This is a genomic window from Pedobacter lithocola, from assembly GCF_042650845.1.
Classification (GTDB): domain Bacteria; phylum Bacteroidota; class Bacteroidia; order Sphingobacteriales; family Sphingobacteriaceae; genus Pedobacter; species Pedobacter lithocola.
The window spans coordinates 618260-639827 of record NZ_JBHSBW010000007.1; the positions used below are offsets into that span (position 1 = coordinate 618260).

A 21568-nucleotide genomic window follows, 5' to 3' on the forward strand; every position below is an offset into this window, starting at 1 on the left:
AAGACTCATACTATTGAAATATTTTATAACCTATAAATGCAATGATTAACCCAAAAATTAGATAAGAAATTGGATGCGCAAAATTTAGCGTCCATCCTAATGCCTCAATATGTTTTGGAACAATAAATCTTGAATCTTGTCTATTGAAATAAAAAATACCCCATTTCCAATTTTCAGGATTATCGTGTCGAAAATCTTTTTTCATTTTGCCTTAAAATAAGCCATTAATTTCTGCTTCGATGGATTGAATTACCGTACCTAAATCTTCAGGATTGTTAGTGAAATCAAGCTTGTCTTTATCTAAAATTAATAATTTCCCTAAGTTATAGCCCTTAATCCACGATTCGTATTTTTCATTTAGTTTAGATAAATAATCTATACGAATACCTGCCTCATATTCTCTTCCACGGCGCTGAATGTTATTCACTAAAGTTGGCACTGATGCCCGCAGGTAAACCAACAAATCAGGCGGTTTGATAAATGATGTAATGTTATCAAAAATAGCACGATAATTATCATGGTCGCGAGTGGTCATTAACGCCATATCATGCAAATTATCAGCAAAAATGTATGCATCTTCGTAAATGGTTCTATCCTGAATTACATTTCTTTTATTAGTTTCAATTTCTGTAATTTGTTGAAATCTACTGTTCAGAAAATAAATTTGAAGGTTAAAACTCCAACGTTTCATATCGCTATAAAAATCTTCCAGGTAAGGGTTGTTATCAACAGCTTCGTATAAAGCTTCCCATCCATAATTTTTTGCCAATAAACCAGTTAGAGTGGTTTTGCCAGCGCCTATATTGCCTACAATTGCTATATGCATTTTTTCTTATTTTAGATTAAGGCTAGCTTCTTGCTCTAAACCTTAAAGTTGCTAATATTAAAAACTTTTAAATCCGATTAAACTGCGTACTTCTCGCAAGGTTTTTTGTGCGCTTTCACGTGCTTTTAAAGCCCCGTGTTTAGCAACTTGCCTCAAGTAAGAATCATCTTTAGCAATATCTTGAATTCGTTCTCGCATTGGTGCGGTTGCAATAATCATATCTTCTGCAAGTTGTTTCTTAAAATCACCATACCGTATTTGCATTTTGCTATACAAATCTTCAAAATGTTCGTGTGTATCTTCGCTTGAAACCACTTTCATTAAATCAAATAGATTTTGTATTGGTTCTGGTTTAGCTTGATTTTCTTCAGTCGGACCGCCATCACTTACAGCTCTCATTACTTTTTTACGAATGGTTTCCGGATCATCGGATAAATAAACTGCATTAGCTTCACCTTCCGATTTTCCCATCTTTCCTTTGCCATCTAAGCCAGGAACTTTTACAAGCTTTTCTGTAAAGCTAAATGCATAAGGCTCAGGAAAAAATTCGGTATTGTATAATCTATTAAATCGGTTACCAAAAGTACGAGCCATTTCTAAATGTTGCTCTTGATCTTTACCAACAGGTACTTTTGTAGCCTTGTGTATCAATATATCTGCAGCCATTAAAACAGGATAAGTAAGTAAGCCTGCATTAACATTATCGGGGTTAGCACGCACTTTATCTTTAAATGATGTACTACGTTCAAGCTCGCCCATGTAAGCATTCATGTTCAAGTACAAATATAGTTCAGCTATTTCCGGAACATCACTTTGTATGTAAATGGTACTATTTTCAGGGTCGATTCCGCTGGCAAGGTATTCAACTAAAACATGTTTAATATTTCCATGTAAATCGGCAGGAGTGGGGTGTGTGGTTAAAGAGTGCAAATCTGCAATAAAAAAATAGCAGTTGTAATCGTTTTGCATTTGCACAAAATTTTTTACTGCACCATAATAATTACCTAAATGTAATTTGCCTGTAGAGCGAATGCCGCTCACCACTGTTTCTTTCATAATGGCACGAAATTAAAAATAAAATACTTGTAAAGCGTATCAAAGGTTCATATTTATCAGATGGATATGTAATTTAAAGAAAACAGCTAATGCACTAAAATACACAGAAACTAAAAATTATCCATCTATTTTATACATTTGAAAATCTATGATTAAGTTTTTTAGGCAAATACATCGGGTATGGTTTCTCTTTTGGATATTCTTTACCTTTTTTCTTTTCTATCCGATATATTTAATTACCTCGCGTAATCCAAAATATTATGGTATTTTAAATTTCTGCAGAGCAACAAATAGTTTTATTTGTAGTGCATTAGCTGGTGTATTTTACAATTTTAAATTTGAAGAAAAACTAAATCCAAATCAAACCTATATCTATTGCGCCAACCATAGTTCTAACCTTGACATTATGATTTTATGCATTCTGGCGAGGGGAAGATATCATTTTATGGGAAAAGATGAGTTATTAAATAGCCCCGTACTGGGTATTTTCTTTAAAACGATTGATATTTCAGTTAACCGAGATAGCAAAATTTCAGCATTTAGGGCTTTTAAAAAGGCTGGCGAAAACTTAGAAAAGGGTATGAGCTTAATTATTTTTCCTGAGGGTAAGATTGATGATCATTATCCACCCAAGCTGGGGGAGTTTAAAAACGGACCATTTCGTTTAGCCATCGATAAAAACATCCAACTAATACCCGTTAGCATTACCAACGTGTGGAAAATTAATTGGGATGATGGTGCGAAATATGGAAGTAAGCCGGGAATTTGCGATATTTACGTCCACAAACCCATTAACACTGCAGGATTAACTGATGCTGATGCAGAAAATCTGAAGAACAAAGTTTTTAATTTAATTGATAGTAAACTTATAATATGAACTTAGACGCTAAAACAATCCATAAAATTGCCGATTTGGCACGAATTCATATTGACGAGAAAGAGGTTGAAACACTCATTCCTGAAATGAATAAAATCTTATCGTTTATGGAAAAACTAAACGAATTGGATACTGAGCATGTTAAACCATTGGTTTACATGAATGAATCTACAAATGTTTGGCGTGAAGATTTAGTTAATCAAGAAATATCAACTTTAGACGGATTAAAAAATGCAGCCAAGCATAATGAACAATTTTTTATGGTTCCTAAAATAATCGAAAAATAGTTTACATTGCTTTAATCACATGATTAAGCTTCACAGGTTTATCATAAATTTTAATGTTTATGTAACATCTACACCTTTAAGCTTGTCTAAAAAATAAAAACTATGTCGCAACCGCTTATTACAATTAAGGAAATTGGTCGTAAATATGTTATCGGTACAGAAGTAATCCATGCATTAAAATCAGTAAGTTTAGATATAAACAAAGGCGAGTTTGTTGCGTTAATGGGTCCATCAGGTTCAGGAAAATCTACCTTAATGAATATTTTAGGTTGCCTGGATACACCATCAAGCGGCACCTATGTTTTAAATGGGACCGATGTAAGCCATATGACGGATGATGCGCTTGCAGAAGTTCGTAATCAGGAAATCGGCTTTGTGTTTCAAACATTTAATCTTTTGCCACGCTCAACATCTTTAGATAATGTGGCTTTACCTTTAATTTACGCCGGAAATAGTAAAAAGGATAGAGATGCTAGAGCAAAGAAAGCACTTGAAAACGTCGGTTTAGGTAATCGTATGGACCATAAACCTAATGAATTATCAGGTGGACAACGCCAACGTGTTGCGGTTGCCAGAGCATTAATTAACGATCCTTCGATTATTCTGGCAGATGAGCCAACAGGTAATTTGGATACCAAAACATCAGTAGAAATTATGGGATTGTTAGAAGAAATTCATAGTAAAGGCAACACCATAATTCTGGTTACTCATGAGGAAGATATCGCTTTGCATGCTCACCGTATTGTTAGGATGAGGGATGGTTTAATAGAAAGCGACCATGCAAACATCAATATTAAATCCGTTTCTCCACGTTTAGCTGCTTTAAATGAAAGCGGTAGCGATTGGGAAAAAATGGATTAATCTTTTCGTAAAATCCAAACCCACAATAAATCCTTAATTTGAGGATTGACATACTATGAAAATCTATACCAAAACAGGTGATAAAGGACAAACTTCATTAATAGGAGGAACCCGTGTGGCCAAAAGTCATGTGAGGATAGAAACCTATGGAACCGTTGACGAATTAAATTCGTATATCGGTTTGATTATGTGCCAGGAAATTAACCCACAATATCAAAACTTATTAAAAGAAATTCAAGATAGGTTGTTTACAATTGGCTCGTCTCTAGCCGCCGATCCGGAAAAATCTAGTATGAAAATTCCTGATTTGCATGATGAAGATATAATCTTATTGGAAAAGGAGATGGATGAAATGAACGAAGCATTGCCTGCCTTAAAGCATTTTGTTTTACCTGGTGGCAATACTGTAGTTTCTTATTGTCATGTTGCCCGTTGTGTATGCAGGAGAGCAGAAAGATTAAGTGTGGAACTGGCTGCGAGTAGTTTTGTTGAAGATAAAGTAACCATTTACCTAAACCGATTGAGTGATTATTTATTTGTTTTAGCAAGAAAACTTAACTTAGATTTTGGAACCGAAGAAAACATTTGGATTCCGCGAATTTAATAGTGGAAAAATAAGTTTGTTTTGCTCAAAAATTTTAATATACTTTGCGCATTATTAAGAATAAGAATTTAATTGAATTGAAGATATGTATTGGACACTAGAATTAGCTTCCCACCTGGAAGACGCACCATGGCCTGCAACAAAAGATGAATTAATTGATTACGGTATTCGTTCTGGCGCACCTGTAGAAGTTATTGAAAATTTACAAGCATTAGAAGATGACGGCGAGCCTTACGAAACTATTGAAGAAATTTGGCCTGATTATCCTACTAAAGAAGATTTTTTCTTCAACGAGGATGAATATTAATTAAAGCCTAGAAGCTCTTGATAAAATCAGGAGCTTTTTTTTTACAGCTTGAATTATAATGTGAATTAGACTATATGTACAAGTAATTATTTGATATACAATTGATTGTAAATTAATTTTACATTTTTTAAACAAAACAAGAATTACGTGTGTTAATAGTGCAACATTTTAACTCACTAAAAAAATTATCACAATGGGAAATTTATTGTATTTAGTCGCAGTAGTATTAGTTATACTATGGGTGATTGGTTTTTTATTCCACGGCTTCGGTGATGTAGGTAACATCATTCACGTTTTATTAGTAATTGCAGTTATTGCAATTTTGCTAAAAGTTATTGGTAGAGCAACGTAAGATATAAGGATCAATTATTGATCTTCTTAATATTATTGCCTTAAACAAAACGAAATAAAAATGGAGTCTCTTAATTGAGGCTCCATTTTTTATTTTTTCATTAATAATTCTGCGAGTTCAAGATCTATAGGGTGTGTAATTTTGATATTGTTTCTTTCACCTTCTATTATATTTATTTCATAACCAGCCAATTCAACCACACTTGCGTCATCGGTAAAATGAGGTGAGAAATCTTGTTTGTAAGCCTCTTTTAATATATCCAAAGTAAAAGCTTGTGGAGTTTGTACTAAATAAATTTCATTCCTATTTAATGCGCTAGTTTTATCATCCCTCAACTTTCTAACACTATCTGTAGATTGTACGGCAGCAATAACGTTACCTTTTTCTAAGGCATATTTAAAGCAATTATCAATAAGTTTTGTAGAAATTATCGGTCTAACAGCATCGTGAACAGCAACAACCCCATCATCATCAAGATGGTTTATAGCATTTTTTACAGACTGGAAACGTTCTGAACCGCCATCTATCACCGTATGCGGTATTCGAAAATTAAACTCTTCACATAGCCTTAACCAATAGGGTTGCTGGTTTTTGTTTAACACTAGAAGTATTAAAGGTTGGTATTCACTTTGAGCAAATGCTTTTAAAGTGTGCATTAAAACCGGGAGGTTTTTAAGCAATAGAAATTGTTTTGGAGTTTCGGTTTGCATCCGATTGCCCGAACCGCCTGCTACAATTACAGCATAGTATTTCATAATTCAGTATCTAAAAATAAATATCAAGTATCGAGAAAATTCTTGATACTTGATATTAGCTACTTGAATCTATATTATTAGCATGGCATCACCATAGCTATAGAATTTATATTTTTCTTTAACTGCTACTTCGTAAGCATTCATTACATTTTCGTAACCACCAAAAGCACTTACCATCATTAATAAAGTAGATTCTGGTGTGTGAAAATTGGTAATCATTGAATTTGCAATGTTGAATTCGTAAGGAGGAAATATAAACTTACTCGTCCAATCATTAGCCGCCTTAAGTGTTCTGTTAGCAGAAACTGCAGATTCGATAGAACGCATAGAAGTTGTACCTACTGCACAAATTCTTCTTTTTTCTTCTAAGGCTCTGTTTACAATATTCGCATCTTTTTGTTCGATGATGAATTGCTCAGAATCCATTTTGTGTTTGGTTAAATCTTCAACCTCAACAGTTCTAAAAGTACCCAAACCTACATGCAGTGTAACTTCAGCAAATTCTACACCTTTAAGTTCAAGGCGTTTCATTAACTCACGACTAAAATGTAAGCCAGCTGTTGGTGCAGCTACAGCGCCTTCATGTTTAGCAAATATTGTTTGGTAACGTTCTTTATCTTCGGCAGTAGCTTTACGTTTGATGTATTTAGGAAGTGGTGTTTCGCCTAAAATTTCGACATTACGTCTAAATTCTTCATCTGTTCCTTCAAATAGAAAACGAATTGTACGCCCACGAGATGTTGTGTTATCAACAACTTCAGCAACAAGTAAATCATCGTCGCCAAAATATAATTTATTTCCAACACGGATTTTACGGGCAGGATCTACTAAAACATCCCACAAACGTAATTCTTTATTCAATTCACGAAGCAAAAAAACCTCGATTGTTGCACCTGTTTTTTCTTTATTTCCGTATAAGCGAGCAGGAAAAACTTTAGTGTTGTTTAATATCATTACGTCTTTGTCATCGAAATAACCTAAAACGTCTTTAAAAATTTTATGTTCAATTTTGCCGCTGTCTTTATGCAAAACCATTAAACGTGCTTCATCGCGTTGTTCAGCAGGATTGTTGGCAATTAATGACTCTGGTAAATTAAATTTGAATTGTGATAATTTCATTCTTGATGAATTTTTTGAGGTGCAAAAATACGAATTAAATTTTTCTTTTTGTTATTTTAACCAACGCATTTATACGAAAATATGTTTTAATTAATTATTTAGCAGTAAAAAAGGCTATTTATAAAGAATTAATTATTTGTTGATGTAAAATTATTTAGTTTTGAATATGAGCTGTAACCTTTTCTACATCTTGGTGTCTAAATCACAATTATGATAATTTTCAGGCTAATCGGCGAGAGTTTTCGTTTTGCATTTGATGCATTGCGCCAAAACAAATTACGTACAATGTTATCTCTATTAGCGATAACCATTGGTATTTTTGTAATCATTTTTGTTTTTTCAGGCGTTGATACTTTTCGAGGTAAACTGCAAGCAAGCGTAGATAAATTAGGTTCAAACACCATTTATATTCAAAAATGGCCGTGGAGTTTCGGTGATAATTATCCATGGTGGAAATATGCAAACCGTCCGGAACCATCCATACGAGATTTTGAAATGTTAAAAGAACGGATGGGAAATGCAGATGGTATAACCTTCGAAATTTCTACCGGTAATAGAACAATTAAATACAGAAGCGGTTCTGTAGAAGGAATTTCTGTTTCGGCAGCATCACAGGATTTTAATAAAACCTGGAATTTTGAATTGCAATCTGGTAGGTATTTTACTGAAAATGAAAGTAGTAATGGTACGCCAGTATGCTTAATCGGAGCAGAAATAGCTGAAGGTTTATTTGGCTCGGATGAACCGGTTGGAAAACAAGTTCAGATTTTAGGAAGAAGGGTTACCGTTATCGGTGTGTTTGTAAAAGAGGGAGAAGATATGCTTGGAACATCATTAGATAAAAGCGTTAACATTCCTATTAATTTCGCTAAAGGAATTTTAGATATTCAAAATGAACGTTATAATCCACAAATAACGGTTCGCGGTTCTGAAAATGTAAGTTTAGAAGAAGTAGAAAGTGAGCTTAAAGGTGTAATGCGATCTATACATCGCTTAAGACCAAACCAAGAAGATGATTTTGCCTTGAATAAAACTACAATTTTATCTAACCAACTGAATAAAATGTTCGATGTTGTAAATATTGCAGGTTGGGTTATAGGTGGTTTTTCTATCCTCGTTGGTGGTTTTAGTATTGCAAATATCATGTTTGTATCCGTAAAAGAGCGTACAAATATAATCGGCATACAAAAATCATTAGGCGCCAAACGATATTTTATATTACTTCAATTTATTTTCGAAGCCATTTCACTGTGTATTTTAGGTGGTTTGCTTGGTTTGTTGCTCGTCTTTTTACTAGCGATGGCTATTGGTGCCATAACAGATTTTCACATTATTTTGGGAGTTGATAATATTGTGTTGGGTATTGGTATTTCAGTTGTTATCGGAACAATATCAGGCTTTTGGCCGGCATATTCAGCCTCGAGGCTAGATCCGGTTGAGGCGATTAGAAGTTAGTAGAATATTTAAGTTCAAAACAAAAAATCCTTCGTTAAACTCACTAACGAAGGATTTTTTTTCATATTAAAATCTATTAACTTAATTTGCCTAATGCATCTTTTATTCTTTTTAACGCTTCAATTAAACTTTCATCTGATGCTGCGTAAGATAAACGGATGTAATTGTTATTGCCAAAAGAATCGCCACCAACGGTTGCTACATGACCAACATTTAAAAGGTATAGTGCTAAATCAGATGAATCTTTAATCACATTTCCATCAGCATCTTGCTTTCCAAAAAACGAACTAATTTCAGGGAAGAAATAAAAAGCACCATCAGGAAGATTAGTTTTTACACCCGGAATCTCATTTAATAGATTAAATACAAGTTCTCTGCGGCGTAAAAAAGCTTCTTTCATTTCTAATACGCTTTCTAATCCTTGCTCATAAGCAACTATTCCTGCCCTTTGCGCAATAGAACACGTCCCTGAGGTTGTTTGGCCTTGTAATTTATCATTAGCTGCGGCAATTTCTTTGTTAGCGGCAATGTAACCTAATCTCCAACCTGTCATAGCAAATGCTTTCGAAAAGCCATTTACCACGATTACCCTGTCTTTAATGCTTTCAAATTGAGCTATAGACTCATGTTTATCCACGAAATTAATATGTTCGTAAATCTCATCAGATAGGATATAAATATTTGGGTATTTCTCAAAAACCTTTACCAATGCAGCCAATTCATCCTTACTATAAACCGAACCTGTTGGGTTACATGGCGATGAAAACATAAACAATTTCGATTTCGGCGTTATTGCAGCCTCTAATTGTTCTGGTGTAATTTTAAAATTGCTTTCGATGTCTGTATCAATAAAAACAGATTTACCTTCTGCTAAAACTACCATTTCCGAGTATGAAACCCAATATGGTGTTGGAATAATTACTTCATCATCAGGATCGATAAGGGTTAATATTACATTTGATAATGATTGTTTCGCACCGGTAGAAACTACAATTTGAGAAATGTCATAGTCGAGATTATTCTCTGTTTTAAGTTTATTAACAATGGCTTGGCGTAAATCTGGATATCCTGGAACAGGAGAGTAGCGTGTAAAATTATCATCTAATGCTTTTTTTGCAGCAGTTTTTACATGTTCTGGAGTGTTAAAATCAGGCTCACCTACGCTTAAACTTATAATATTTATACCCTTTGATGCTAATTCACGACCAAGTTTGGTCATTTTAAGGGTTGCAGATTCTGATAGATTGTTGATTCTTTTAGATAAGGTGCTCATGGTTAATTACTTTGAGCGCAAATATATAAACCAAATATTATTCTGCACTAAAAAAGGCAGAGTTTTTATCATTTATTTTATTCTATAACCGTATTTTTGAAAAAAAATCCTTGTGACGGTAAAAAAGCGAGCAATTGTAATTTCTTTAGTAGTTAGTGTTGTATTAATGCTTGCCAAATTTGTAGCATATTTTATAACCGGCTCAAACGCAATTTTAACTGATGCAGCAGAAAGTATTGTTAACGTAATTGCAGGAAGCTTTGCCTTCTATAGCATTTATCTAAGTACACAACCAAGAGACGAAAATCATCCTTACGGGCATGGGAAAGTAGAATTCTTTTCTGCTTTTGTAGAGGGTATTCTTATTCTGATAGCAGGTGTTATCATAATTTTTAAATCGTCTTATAATTTAATTTATCCTCATGCGGTTGGTCAATTGTTAGAAGGTACTTTAATTATTGGTATAACCGGACTAATCAATATGATTGTTGGTCTGTACCTGATTAATGTGGGTAGGGCCGAGCATTCTGTAACGCTTCAGGCAGATGGAAAACATCTTTTAACTGATACTTATACCAGTGCAGCAATAGTTATTGGTTTGATATTAATACAGCTAACAAATATTATTTGGTTTGATAGTTTATTATCGGTCTTGGTGGGGTTTTATATTGTATATTCTGGCTATAAATTAACAAGAGGTTCTGTTGGTGGTTTAATGGATGAAAGCGATTTCACCTTGGTTGAAGAAGTTGTGGATGTTTTACAAAAGAACCGCCATAAACCATGGATTGATGTTCATAACTTGCGTACACAGCAATATGGTCCAGAATTCCATATCGATTGCCACGTAACTTTGCCTTATTATTTTGATTTAACTAAAGTACACAAAGAGATTTCTCAAATTGATGAGTTGATAAATAAGAACGGATTTAGAAAGGCTGAACTATTTATTCATGCCGACCCTTGTTTACCAGAATGTTGTAATTATTGCCACATGAGCGATTGCCCGGTAAGGGCAGAGGCATTTAAAAAAGAAATAATGTGGACACCAGAAATCGTAATTAAAAACAAAAAACATTTCGAAAATGAGTTACTTTAATGTTAGGATTTATGGTTTGCTAATCAATCAGCATAATGAAGTTTTGGTAAGCGACGAACAAGAATATGGCTTTCGTTTTAGTAAATTTCCTGGAGGTGGGTTAGAATTTGGAGAAGGTTTAATTGATGGTTTAAAACGTGAATTTGTTGAAGAATGCAATGCTGAAGTTGATGTGATTTCTCACTTTTACACAACAGATTTCTTCGAAAAATCATCATTTAACGATAGCCAAGTTATCAGTGTCTATTACTTAGTTAAAGAAAAATCTCCACTCAAACTCGCTTTTAAAACAAAAATTTTTGATTTTGATGGTGAAGGTGAAATTTTACAATCTTTTAGATGGGTAAAAATAAATGATTTATCAATCGACAGCATAACCTTTAAAACAGATAAAACTGTAGTTACTCTTTTAAAAGAAAAATTTGCGGTTAATGGAAAATAAATTTCTTTATTACCTTAAACCTATTCTTCGGGTTCTCATTTTTCTTTTCTTTATTTTTCTTTGGTCAGTTCCGTTTAGCGTACTATTTCAATTTGAAATTTTCAAATTTTCTGATGATTTATTTAGTCAGCTTTTTTTTGAGTTTGCAGCAATATTGATTGTTGTTGGTGCTTTGCTTATGATTTTCCAAATTTATCCAGCTAGAAATTTCGAAACTATATTTATTAAAAGAAACGCATTAATTCCATTTTTTAGAGGAAGTTCTATTGGTTTTTTGCTAATTGGTATTTGTGCAACAATTATGTATTTTCTTAATTCTGTAGAATTTACTTCAACAAAAATACTTCCATTAAATATTGCAGGCTATTTACTGTTTTTTATTTTGGTGGGTGTTTTTGAGGAATTTACGTTCAGAAGTTTTCCATTAGTTGTTTTCGCCGAAAGATATCTTGTTCCGGTTACGGTTTTATGTAATGGTATTTTATTTGGTTTAATTCATTATACCAATCCTGGTTTTTCTGCTTTGGCAATGGCCAATATTACTTTATGTGGTATTTTATTTTCAATTATAACTTTGCAAAAAGGAAATATTTGGTGGGCAGTAGGAATTCATTTTGCTTGGAATTTTACACAAGGCAATTTATTAGGTTTTAAAGTTAGTGGTTTAGCTCAATCGGGTTTAATTGCAGCTAAGCCAGTTGGCAATCCAATACTTTCAGGCGGAATATTTGGTATCGAAGGCTCAGCAGTTTGCACCATAATTTTAATTATTTATATTTTTTGGCTCTTATTTAATCAAAGAATAATACCAGTAAAAGAAATAGAAGCTTTATGAGTTTAGTAGAAAGAGATAAAAAATTAATCTGGCACCCTTATACGCAAATGAAAAATGCTTTGCCGCATATACCAATTGTTAGAGGTGAAGGTGTTTATGTTTTTGATGAAGATGGAAATAAATATATCGATGCTGTTTCATCTTGGTGGGTAAATATTCATGGTCACGCTCACCCACATATTGCACAAAAGGTTTCAGAACAATTAAGTGTTTTAGAACACGTTATTTTTGCTGGTTTTACGCATGAGCCCGCTGTTTTACTGGCGGAGAGACTGTTGCCATTATTGCCAGGGAAACAAGAAAAGGTATTTTATACCGATAATGGCTCTACAGCTGTTGAAGTAGCTTTGAAAATGTGTTTGCAATTTTGGGATAATAAGCAAAAGCCTAAAACCAAAATCTTAGCTTTCAAAAACGCCTATCATGGCGATACATTTGGTGCCATGTCAGTTAGCGGTCGTAGTATTTTTACCGATGCTTTTAATAGTTTATTATTTGATGTGGAGTTTATTGATTTACCCAATGCAGGTAATATTGAAGGTATCAAAAAGCAAATATCAGATCTGACATTGGAAGCCGCATGTTTTATATTTGAACCATTAATACTTGGCTCTGCAGGGATGCTGATGTACGAGGCTAAGTATCTTGATGAGCTAATTTCTACCTGCAAATCATCGCATATTTTAACCATTGCAGATGAAGTGATGACAGGGTTTGGTAGAACAGGAACTTATTTTGCTTGCGAAAAATTAAAAAACAAACCAGATATCTTTTGCTTAAGTAAGGGCTTAACCGGTGGAACAATGCCTTTAGGTGTAACCACTTGTACCAATGAAATTTTCGAAGCTTTTTTAAGTGATGATAAGCTAAAAACGCTTTACCACGGTCATTCGTTTACGGCAAATCCAATTGCATGTGTCGCATCTTTGGCCAGTTTAGATATCCTTTTAAAAGATGAAACGCTGCAAAATATAAGGCGAATTGAAGCGAAGCATACCGTGTTTTTAGAAGAGATTAAATCGCATCATAAAGTAAAAGCAATTCGGCAAACCGGAACAATTATAGCCATAGAATGGGAAACCGGAAATGAAACATCTTACTTGAGCAATCTTCGAAACCTACTTTATAATTACTTTTTAAACAAAGGAATTATTTTACGACCGCTTGGAAACATCATTTACATACTTCCACCTTATGTTATCAGTAATGAAGATTTAGATTACGTTTATGTCGCAATAAAAAGCGCATTGGATGAAATCTAAGATGTTTACTACTCTAAATTAATTTAAAGTATTTATAACCAGATACGGGAAGTAATTTTCTTTACGACCTGTATCTGTCAGCATAAATTCGATGTAAGGAAACTCAAGACTAGGTTTAAATCTGAATGGATTAGCCTAAAGGCATTTTGCTTAAATCCATATATAAAATGCTCCATCTTTGCCCATCTAAATCAATAAAACCACAACCATACATCCAACCGTCCTTATAACCAGGTTCACCATAAATTGAACCTCCAGCTTCTACAACTTTCTTTGCTAAATCGTCAACATCTTCTGCGCTTTCGGCATCTATAGAAAATAAAACTTCAGCACCTGATGATTTATCAGAAACTGTTGTGCCTGCGAATGACTCGTACACTGTTTTCTTGAAAAGCATGATGATTAATCCATTTTCGCCAACGATGAAAGATGCAGAATCTTCATTCGCACCATATTGTGTGTTAGCAGTGAAGCCGATTTTAGTAAAAAATTCTTTTGATTTATTTACATCTGCTACCGGTAGATTTATCCAAAGTGTTTTTGTCATGATATTTATTTTATAAACGTAAATATAGCCATCAAATTAAAATAAACAGGTTATTAATTTACTTAGGATATTATTAAGGCTAAGTTTTTTGAACTGACGTTAAAATATGACATGTATATCCAACTTCTTCAAGTTCCTTTTTAATAGCTAATGATTTTATTAGCACAAAATCTATTTTTTTACCCTGAATGATATTTTTTAAAATACGAAGCTTTTTAGATTCTTCAAACGAAACTGCAACTATTCGAAAGTCTTCAATGCATAAAATTGCTACAATTTATATAATTTTTGAGGATGTTGTTCGGCGTGACTTAGGATTAAATTTAAGATGTAGCTATTTGATTGATAAGTTGAGAGGTTTTCTTTCACGGGTTCAAATCCTTCGTCTAAATAAATTTTATCGGTAAAGTAACCCATTCCATAAAATTTTCCTTTTTCTACCAATAGGCAACTTAGTTCTTCGTCTTTTCTGCCTTCATCAACCAATGCAAAACTAGGTTGCATATTTTGTATATCTTCAAGTGCGGCGTTTAAACGTTTGTTGTAAATGGCGACAGTTTCAATGCCACTGCAGGTACCAAAACATTGTCCATTTTCGTGTGCCGTACATTTGGTAGCCGCCTTTTGTAAATAACATAATTTTGCGCAGAGTTGATATGTATTAATTAAATGGTTTAAAAAATTATAACCTTCAAGCAAGTTATTAAAGCTTTGTAGAGGCTTGCTATTTGTTTTATGTTTATCAATCGCCAAGCGTAAATAACCATTCTGACCTTCAAAAACGCATAAATCGTATTTGTGTTCGTAGCGCTTCATAGCACGGTTGTTTTCTGGCCACAGTCGTTTTATTTCATTGGCTTCTAAAATTAATGCCATCAATTCCGTTCCACAAACTACGTAATCTATATTATAGATGTTTTTTAAAAAGTCTTGACGCTGTCTATTTGGCTTATTCCCGGTAAAATGACTTATAACCCGTTTTTTTAAATCCTTAGCTTTTCCAACATAAATAATTTTGCCCTTATTATCTTTGAAATAATAAACCCCCGGTTGATTTGGCAATCTTGTAACTGCTGTTTTATCCAAATGAGGCGGCAAAACTTGTTCTTTTGATGTTTTTTTTAGCATTTCAAAAATTACTCCATCTACATCATGTAGCTGTAGCAAATTAAAAAGTAAGCTTGTTGCATCCGCATCACCTGCCGCCCGGTGCCTACTTTGAAGAGGAATTTGTAACGAGCTACATAATTTTCCTAAACTGTAAGAAACCTTACCCGGGAAAATCTTTCTGCTCATTCTAACAGTACATAGTTTTTTACATTGTAAATTGTAACCAGCAGCTGCCAAATGATGTTTTAAAAAAGAATAATCGAAGTTAACGTTGTGTGCTACAAATACTTTATCATTTAATAATTGATAAATTTGCAAAGCAACATCTGCAAAAGTTGGTGCAGATTTTACCATTTCGTTATCAATTCCCGTTAAAGCGGTTATATAAATTGGGATATGAATTTGTGGATTAATTAATGTAGAATATCGCTCCACAACTTCGTTACCATCATGAATATTTATGGCGACTTCGGTTATGCCGTTTGCCGAAGCATGGCCACCGGTGGTTTCTATATCTACAACTGCGTACAACATTCAATTAATTTGAATACAAATCTATGCTAAAATAATTAGTAATAAAAATGTTCTTAGCAAATTATTTATTGTGTAGATTTATTTTTTGTAAGCTCTTACCGGTTGATATAAAGCTTTTTTAATTAAAGTATTTTTTGGAGTTTTTGATTTATAAATCTAAAGCGCTATAAAACAAAAAAGGCGACTACGTATTAACGCAATCGCCTTTTATTATAGATATAATGCTAAAGCTTACTTAATAATTTACTCAAATTTGGTTTAATCCCAATTGAAATTGGAACAGTGTTAAACACTCTGTTTTGAATTTTCGTGAAACCATACATATAACTTGCTTCAACAAATAAATTTGCACCGCCAATATTATACTCAATACCGCCACCACCTTCTACAATACCCATTCCATTGTTTTTATTATCCATCGTAACTTGAAGCGTTTGTGCATTAACTCCAGCTTGTGGAGTTAAAACGAAACCGCCGCCACCACCAGCAAAACCATAAAAAGCCCATTTATTAACAATTTTACGATATCCTAAAGCAACATTTAACAGGTAAGTTGTAGCACGACCTTTTTGCAGTGTGTATGTATATCCAGCATCAGGCGTTATTTGATTAAATTCAAATGCATGTAAACTCACTTTTGGATATAGGAATAAACCACCATCGCCTAAGCCTAAATTAACTCCTAAGGATGTTGAAAATTTTGGTTTTAGGTAATCTGCAGTTTCACCCATCGGGAATGCAAAACCTATTCCACTCATTGAATAAAGCTTATCAGGACGACCAGTTTGAGCTTTTGTTTGTATTGCTAATCCAATTATTAGCATAGCAATCGGTGTAAGTAATTTTAGTTTCATTTTTTTATCTTTAATTTAAGGTTAATCTGTTTACTTTTTGCAACATTAATGCAATGTTAAAAGGCTTCTCTAAATAATCATCAGGATGATATTTTTGAGCATTTATATACGTTTCATCGTATCTGGCAGATGCCATAATTACTGGAATTTGCTCAGTATCGGGATTGGAACGCAGTTGTTTAAAAACGGCTCTGCCATCCATTCCGTTTAACATGATATCTAAAATTATTAAATCGGGGTTAAATTCTTTAATGGTTTTAAAAATGAATCTAGGCGATAATAATGGGTAAACGGTGTAATGTTCGCCTTCTAAAGCGAGCTGAAAAACCTCTAAAATATCTGGGTCATCATCAACAATAAGTACTCTTTTCAAATTTATCTTCGCTTATTTGATTATATAATACTGCTAATACAAAATCAGACAGATAATGTTTCAGCTTAACAGTTTTTTTTCTAAATTGTAAACTGATATTTCTAACCAAATACTTCTTTTTAAAATGAAGGTAGATTACATTGCGTTATCTGTACCCGTATTTTTTATTCTTATCGGGATAGAACTTGCCTACAACTTTTATAAAAAACTTGGATATTATCGGCTAAATGATAGCATCGCAAATCTAAGTCAAGGGATAGGGCAGCAGCTCACCGGAATTTTTATGAAAACGGCTTTGTTTTTCGGTTACAAATATATCTTCGAACATTGGCGACTTTTCGAGATGCCGAAATCCATTTGGGTTTGGATTATCTTATTTATCAGTGTAGATTTTTTTTATTATTGGTTTCACCGAATGAGCCATCAGGTTAATGCGCTTTGGGCGGCACACATTGTTCACCACCAATCAGAAGAATACAATTTAACTGTTGCCCTGCGCCAAAGTTGGTTTCAAGGATGGTTTAGCTGGGTTTTTTATCTGCCTTTGGCATTAATTGGTTTCGACCCGATTATGTTTTTAACTTTGAGTTCATTTAATACATTATATCAATTTTGGATTCATACCCGAGCAATTAAATCGATGGGTTTGTTAGAATATATTTTAAATACGCCATCACATCATCGGGTTCATCATGGTTCAAATCCAAAATATATCGATAAAAATCATGCTGGTACTTTAATCATTTGGGACAGATTTTTCGGTACTTTTCAAAAGGAAGAAGAAGAAGTTTATTACGGCATCACGAAACCTTTAGCCAGCTGGAATCCGGTTTGGGCAAACCTTCATTATTGGGATGATTTGGTAAAAACCGCCAGGCAATCACCTAAATTTAGTGATAAATTAAAAGTGTTTTTAAAACCACCGGGTTGGTTTCCCGAACATTTGGGAGGCTTTCAACAGGCGCCAGAAATAAATTCTGCTGTTTATGAAAAGTATAATCCTAGCTATCAAAACAAATTAACTGGTTACGTTTTGGTTCAGTTTGCTATCGCTTTGGGTGCGGGTTCGCTCATTTTATTTTCTTATACCAAAATGGAAACCATGACTTTACTGTCAGGATCATCATTTATCATGCTTACTTTAATAAGCTGTGGCGCACTATTAGAGCAAAAAAAATGGCTGGTAAAATTTGAATACGGAAGATTAATACTAGGCCTTTTATTGATTTTGATTCTAAAATTTCCAATTGGTTATCAAGTAATATTTGCAGGCATACAGTTAATATCCGTAATTTGGTTCTTCAGTTTGCAAAAAGCAAATTCCGTTACCAATGAAAACTAAACAATTTGCCTCAATTTTTGCGCTTGTCTATATCATTCAATTATTTGCAGAAATATCAGATAATATTCCACTTCGTAACTTTTCAAAACCTTTTATTGTTATTACCTTGTTAATTTGGCTTTACAGCAGCACAAATCTTAAAGGAAGGTTTCACAAGCGCATATTTACAGGTTTAATTTTTGCTTTAATCGGCGATGTTTTTTTGATGCTGCAATCTGGTAAACCTAGCTTTTTTATATACGGTTTAATTGCATTTCTGCTTTGTCATATTTTTTACATCAGGGCATTTATTCTCGACCATAAATCTAATCCCGATTATAAAAATCCTTTCATTTTGTGGGCTATTGCGGCTTTTGCTATCTTCTGTTCTGGTCTGTTTTTTTACTTGCAGCCAAATTTAGGAGCCATGCAATTTCCCGTTTTAATGTATGCCATCATCATTTCATTTATGGCAATAATGGCGGTAAATCGTTTCGGAAAAGTAAATATATTTAGCTTCAAATTGATACTGTTTGGGTCTTTATTCTTTCTCTTTTCTGATAGTATTTTGGCGGTTAATAAGTTCGCACAACCAATTCCTCAGGCAGCCGTATTAATTATGGCTACTTACATGCTCGCTCAATATCTTATCGTTTATGGCTCTGTTGTTAGAGAACTTGTGGTAAAACGAACTGAGGTGTAACGACAATTTTAAATTATTATTTTTTGGAAATCAATGTTCTGTGTTAATCGTTTAGGGCAGTCCTGCTAACGTTGCAATCTTTTTGTTTTTGAATGGTAGTAAGAAATGAGTGGGAGGTAGAACAAAAAGGATTTTCACTTATATCAGGTTTATAAAACTTAAGATATTGCAAGTAAATTCAAGCCACGAAGGATAATTTCATTGTATTAATCTCTTTTATCCGTTGACTAAAGTCAACGGCAATAAAATGCAAACTTGCCTAGCAATTACTTTGATACACTTAATCTTTTACCTTAAATCCCCTTCTTCTCTTTATCCAATACGGTAAAAGTTTGCACCAATCTTTCTCCATTTTCATCAACGAGCGTTAAAGTATGCTTTCCTGGCGGCGGACTAATTGCCAATTGATGATAATTTGTAGTCGTTGCAACGTATTCATTATCAATGTGCCAATAAATTTTTGAGCTTTGATTTCTGTGTGCCGCGTTTAAAACAATTTTGCCTCGTGTGCCATCTAGTTCTAAAGGAATGTAAACCGTCGCTGCATTTTTTGGATAAATCAATTCCATAACACTGTTGCCACCAGAAACATTGCAGCCACTCATAAATGGGGGTAAGCTTTTATAATCACTATTTTTAATTTTATAATAATATTCCATCGCCGGTGGCAAGATGAACCAACTTTTATGTTGCATATTGTTTACGCTTTCGCATTGGTCGGTAACGCGGTACGCACCTGTTCTATCTAAATGAATGGTTTTATGAAACGGGCAAATCACTGTTTTTTCGCCCGCTGTAGGCACTAGTTCATCACTTACATCAGGGCACGATTCGCCTGCTTTGTAGCCACTTTGCCTACAAACTTTAACTTTCTTTAGCTTAGTTTTAGGTGTTTCAAACCACTTGCCATTGGGTAGCAATCTAAAAATATCAAATAGAACTGGGGCTGCTGCCTCTATGCCTACTAAACCAGGTCTGCCTTCTCCATCGGCATTGCCAATCCAAACACAAACCACATAATTTGGCGTTAAACCAATCGCCCAAGCGTCTCTGAATCCAAAACTAGTCCCGGTTTTCCATGCCACTCTTTGCGATGACGAGAACTGTTCCCACAGACCTTCATCACCAGGACGCATTACCTCTTCCATAGCATTAAAAGTTGCCCAAATAGCGCCATGGTCTAAAAACGAATTGCGTTGATAATCTTTGTCATCTGTCTTATTTGTTTTATAATAAGTTGCTTGGTTGTAATCTGCAGGGTTATATAAACCTTTGTAGGTATTAAAATGGTTTAAAGTACGCACCATACCCATGTACGTGTTAGCCAAATCCCACATCGTAACTTCACTTCCACCTAAAATTAACGATAAACCATAATGGTCGGCTGGTTGGTTTAAGGTGCCAATACCTAGTTTCTTCAACTTATCGTAAAATCGCTCGTATTTATATTGTTGCAACATTTTAACGGCAGGGATATTTAACGAGCGACTTAAAGCTTTATCAGCAGCAATTGCGCCATCATAGCCCAAGTCATAATTTTGTGGCGAATACCCTGCAATTTGTGTCGGTACATCAGGTATCAATGTATGTGGTAAAATAAAACCATCGTTAAGCATACTGGCGTAAAGCAAGGGTTTCAACGTACTTCCGGGACTTCGAGGTGCCTTTATCATATCAACATGGCTTTGCAAATCTGCATTTTCTGGTTGATAAATATTCCCTACATAACTAACTACATCTCCGGTTTTGGCATTTAAAACCAAAGCCGATATGTTATTAATATCGTTAGCTCGATAGCGGTTATTGTACCGTTTTAAAATTGAATTTATTTTGAGTTGAATATCTTCGTTCAATGTCGAAGTTATTCTCGTCGATTTGATTGCTAAACTAGCTCTTTCTTGCTTAAAGCGATTTAATAAATGTGGTGCATTTTGAGGTAAGGGTAGCGGTTTGCCCGGAACCGGTTCTAATTTAGCAAGGTTGGCCGTGCTTTGGTCGATGTATTTTAGCTTTGCTAGTTTGTCTAATAAATCGTTTCGTTTTCTAATTAATCTCGTTGAATTTTTTCCGGGATGAACCAGCGATGGGCTGTTTGGTAGAACGGCTAAAGTTGCCATTTCTCCCCACGAAAGTGTTTTTGCATCTCTGCCATAATAGCGCCAACTTGCTGCTTCTAAACCTACAACATTACTTCCGAAAGGTGCGTTTGCTGCGTACAGACCAATAATTTTTTCTTTCGAATATTTTAGTTCTAACCTGAAAGCGAGAATGATTTCGTATAATTTTTGCCAAACTGTTCTATCTTTCTTTCTGGATAAACGAATCACTTGCATGGTTAAGGTGCTGCCGCCACTCACCACACTTTTAGCTTTAAAGTTTTGACGCATCGCCCTGCTCATGGCTAAAAAATCTACCCCAAAATGGCTGTAAAATCGCTTATCTTCAAAAGCAATAATGCAATCTTTAAATTTTACCGGAACAGAATCGGCGATAGGAAAGCGCCATTGTCCATCGCTAGCAATTGCTGCACTTAACAAATTCCCGTTACTTGCTTCGATTACAAATGAAGTTGGCGATTTGAAAAGTTTAGCAGGAAGTAAAGATAAAAACACCAAAAGCAATAAGATACAGATGATATCGGTAAAAATAATTGCCTTTGGTGTTTTACTCATTTATTTTATAAAAATTATAATCGTAGCCTCCAACTACAATATAT

The 21568-nt window shown here is 34.1% G+C and carries 24 protein-coding genes; 13 read left to right on the forward strand and 11 right to left on the reverse strand.

What is annotated here, in order from left to right; genetic code table 11:
* Positions 1–10 precede the first annotated feature (10 nt).
* From ACFOWA_RS04980 to trpS, 3 genes are read right to left on the reverse strand one after another with little or no spacing between them, the layout of a single operon-like run.
* Positions 11–205 (reverse strand): DUF5808 domain-containing protein, encoded by a 195-nt coding sequence (locus ACFOWA_RS04980; RefSeq protein WP_378982381.1) that lies wholly within the window; start codon positions 203–205, stop codon positions 11–13.
* Between the two features lie 6 nt (positions 206–211).
* The gene (locus ACFOWA_RS04985; RefSeq protein WP_123206351.1) at positions 212–826 is read right to left on the reverse strand and encodes a deoxynucleoside kinase; all 615 of its coding nucleotides are present in this window, start codon (positions 824–826) and stop codon (positions 212–214) included.
* 57 nt (positions 827–883) lie between these two features.
* Positions 884–1882 carry a tryptophan--tRNA ligase gene (gene trpS, locus ACFOWA_RS04990; RefSeq protein ID WP_378982383.1) on the reverse strand — a complete coding sequence of 333 codons (999 nt, stop codon included), beginning with the start codon at positions 1880–1882 and terminating at the stop codon, positions 884–886.
* A gap of 148 nt (positions 1883–2030) precedes the next feature.
* On the opposite strand from trpS, the gene ACFOWA_RS04995 reads away from it, so the two are divergent.
* The 6 genes from ACFOWA_RS04995 to ACFOWA_RS05020 all read left to right on the forward strand — a co-directional run bounded on the left by ACFOWA_RS04995 (position 2031) and on the right by ACFOWA_RS05020 (position 5170).
* Positions 2031–2759, forward strand: a complete 729-nt coding sequence (locus ACFOWA_RS04995; RefSeq protein ID WP_378982385.1) for a lysophospholipid acyltransferase family protein — start codon at positions 2031–2033, stop codon at positions 2757–2759.
* Positions 2756–3046 (forward strand): Asp-tRNA(Asn)/Glu-tRNA(Gln) amidotransferase subunit GatC, encoded by a 291-nt coding sequence (gene gatC, locus ACFOWA_RS05000; RefSeq protein ID WP_378982387.1) that lies wholly within the window; start codon positions 2756–2758, stop codon positions 3044–3046. The genes ACFOWA_RS04995 and gatC overlap by 4 nt, the downstream gene beginning before the upstream one ends.
* Before the next feature lie 102 nt (positions 3047–3148).
* On the forward strand, positions 3149–3907 hold the full coding sequence (locus ACFOWA_RS05005) for an ABC transporter ATP-binding protein (protein ID WP_378982389.1): 759 nt from the start codon (positions 3149–3151) through the stop codon (positions 3905–3907).
* Positions 3908–3962: 55 nt separating this feature from the next.
* Complete coding sequence (locus ACFOWA_RS05010) at positions 3963–4511, forward strand: cob(I)yrinic acid a,c-diamide adenosyltransferase (RefSeq protein WP_378982391.1); 549 nt, start codon at positions 3963–3965, stop codon at positions 4509–4511.
* 85 nt (positions 4512–4596) lie between these two features.
* The gene (locus ACFOWA_RS05015; RefSeq protein WP_010603503.1) at positions 4597–4818 is read left to right on the forward strand and encodes a DUF2795 domain-containing protein; all 222 of its coding nucleotides are present in this window, start codon (positions 4597–4599) and stop codon (positions 4816–4818) included.
* 193 nt (positions 4819–5011) lie between these two features.
* Positions 5012–5170, forward strand: coding sequence for a lmo0937 family membrane protein (locus ACFOWA_RS05020; protein WP_010603502.1), 159 nt, complete (start codon positions 5012–5014; stop codon positions 5168–5170).
* 89 nt (positions 5171–5259) lie between these two features.
* Here ACFOWA_RS05020 and ACFOWA_RS05025 read toward each other — a convergent pair whose 3' ends face one another.
* Entirely contained in the window at positions 5260–5925 is a 666-nt protein-coding gene (locus ACFOWA_RS05025) for a 2-C-methyl-D-erythritol 4-phosphate cytidylyltransferase (RefSeq protein WP_378982394.1), read from the reverse strand.
* Positions 5926–5994: 69 nt separating this feature from the next.
* The gene (queA, locus tag ACFOWA_RS05030; RefSeq protein ID WP_378982396.1) at positions 5995–7044 is read right to left on the reverse strand and encodes a tRNA preQ1(34) S-adenosylmethionine ribosyltransferase-isomerase QueA; all 1050 of its coding nucleotides are present in this window, start codon (positions 7042–7044) and stop codon (positions 5995–5997) included.
* Between the two features lie 210 nt (positions 7045–7254).
* Here queA and ACFOWA_RS05035 point away from each other — a divergent pair, with 210 nt between their 5' ends.
* Positions 7255–8499, forward strand: coding sequence for an ABC transporter permease (locus ACFOWA_RS05035; protein ID WP_378982398.1), 1245 nt, complete (start codon positions 7255–7257; stop codon positions 8497–8499).
* 76 nt (positions 8500–8575) lie between these two features.
* On the opposite strand, the gene ACFOWA_RS05040 is transcribed toward ACFOWA_RS05035, so the two are convergent.
* Positions 8576–9772, reverse strand: a complete 1197-nt coding sequence (locus tag ACFOWA_RS05040; protein ID WP_378982400.1) for a pyridoxal phosphate-dependent aminotransferase — start codon at positions 9770–9772, stop codon at positions 8576–8578.
* A gap of 112 nt (positions 9773–9884) precedes the next feature.
* Between ACFOWA_RS05040 and ACFOWA_RS05045 the strand changes: the two genes are divergently transcribed.
* Genes ACFOWA_RS05045 through bioA form a run of 4 tightly spaced genes read left to right on the forward strand, consistent with a single transcriptional unit; the run spans position 9885 to position 13410 of the window.
* Entirely contained in the window at positions 9885–10871 is a 987-nt protein-coding gene (locus ACFOWA_RS05045) for a cation diffusion facilitator family transporter (protein ID WP_378982402.1), read from the forward strand.
* Positions 10858–11313, forward strand: a complete 456-nt coding sequence (locus tag ACFOWA_RS05050; protein WP_378982404.1) for an NUDIX domain-containing protein — start codon at positions 10858–10860, stop codon at positions 11311–11313. The genes ACFOWA_RS05045 and ACFOWA_RS05050 overlap by 14 nt, the downstream gene beginning before the upstream one ends.
* Positions 11303–12148, forward strand: a complete 846-nt coding sequence (locus ACFOWA_RS05055; RefSeq protein WP_378982406.1) for a CPBP family intramembrane glutamic endopeptidase — start codon at positions 11303–11305, stop codon at positions 12146–12148. The genes ACFOWA_RS05050 and ACFOWA_RS05055 overlap by 11 nt, the downstream gene beginning before the upstream one ends.
* Positions 12145–13410: an adenosylmethionine--8-amino-7-oxononanoate transaminase gene (gene bioA, locus ACFOWA_RS05060; RefSeq protein ID WP_378982408.1), complete on the forward strand. Its 1266-nt coding sequence runs from the start codon at positions 12145–12147 to the stop codon at positions 13408–13410. Before ACFOWA_RS05055 ends, bioA begins: the two co-directional genes overlap by 4 nt.
* 130 nt (positions 13411–13540) lie before the next feature.
* Here bioA and ACFOWA_RS05065 read toward each other — a convergent pair whose 3' ends face one another.
* The 4 genes from ACFOWA_RS05065 to ACFOWA_RS05080 form a co-directional block, all read right to left on the reverse strand.
* Positions 13541–13957 carry a VOC family protein gene (locus ACFOWA_RS05065; protein WP_378982410.1) on the reverse strand — a complete coding sequence of 139 codons (417 nt, stop codon included), beginning with the start codon at positions 13955–13957 and terminating at the stop codon, positions 13541–13543.
* 270 nt (positions 13958–14227) lie between these two features.
* Positions 14228–15601: an exonuclease domain-containing protein gene (locus tag ACFOWA_RS05070; RefSeq protein WP_378982412.1), complete on the reverse strand. Its 1374-nt coding sequence runs from the start codon at positions 15599–15601 to the stop codon at positions 14228–14230.
* 224 nt (positions 15602–15825) lie between these two features.
* Positions 15826–16455, reverse strand: a complete 630-nt coding sequence (locus ACFOWA_RS05075; protein ID WP_378982414.1) for a hypothetical protein — start codon at positions 16453–16455, stop codon at positions 15826–15828.
* Between the two features lie 10 nt (positions 16456–16465).
* On the reverse strand, positions 16466–16828 hold the full coding sequence (locus ACFOWA_RS05080; RefSeq protein WP_378982416.1) for a response regulator: 363 nt from the start codon (positions 16826–16828) through the stop codon (positions 16466–16468).
* 124 nt (positions 16829–16952) lie between these two features.
* Here ACFOWA_RS05080 and ACFOWA_RS05085 point away from each other — a divergent pair, with 124 nt between their 5' ends.
* Both ACFOWA_RS05085 and ACFOWA_RS05090 read left to right on the forward strand, forming a co-directional pair.
* A complete protein-coding gene (locus ACFOWA_RS05085; RefSeq protein ID WP_378982418.1) occupies positions 16953–18170 on the forward strand; it encodes a sterol desaturase family protein in 1218 nt (405 codons plus the stop codon).
* Positions 18160–18852 (forward strand): lysoplasmalogenase, encoded by a 693-nt coding sequence (locus ACFOWA_RS05090; RefSeq protein WP_378982420.1) that lies wholly within the window; start codon positions 18160–18162, stop codon positions 18850–18852. The genes ACFOWA_RS05085 and ACFOWA_RS05090 overlap by 11 nt, the downstream gene beginning before the upstream one ends.
* A gap of 293 nt (positions 18853–19145) precedes the next feature.
* Here the strand turns inward: ACFOWA_RS05090 and pbpC are convergent, their stop codons facing one another.
* The gene (gene pbpC / locus ACFOWA_RS05095; protein ID WP_378982422.1) at positions 19146–21524 is read right to left on the reverse strand and encodes a penicillin-binding protein 1C; all 2379 of its coding nucleotides are present in this window, start codon (positions 21522–21524) and stop codon (positions 19146–19148) included.
* Positions 21525–21568: the final 44 nt, after the last annotated feature.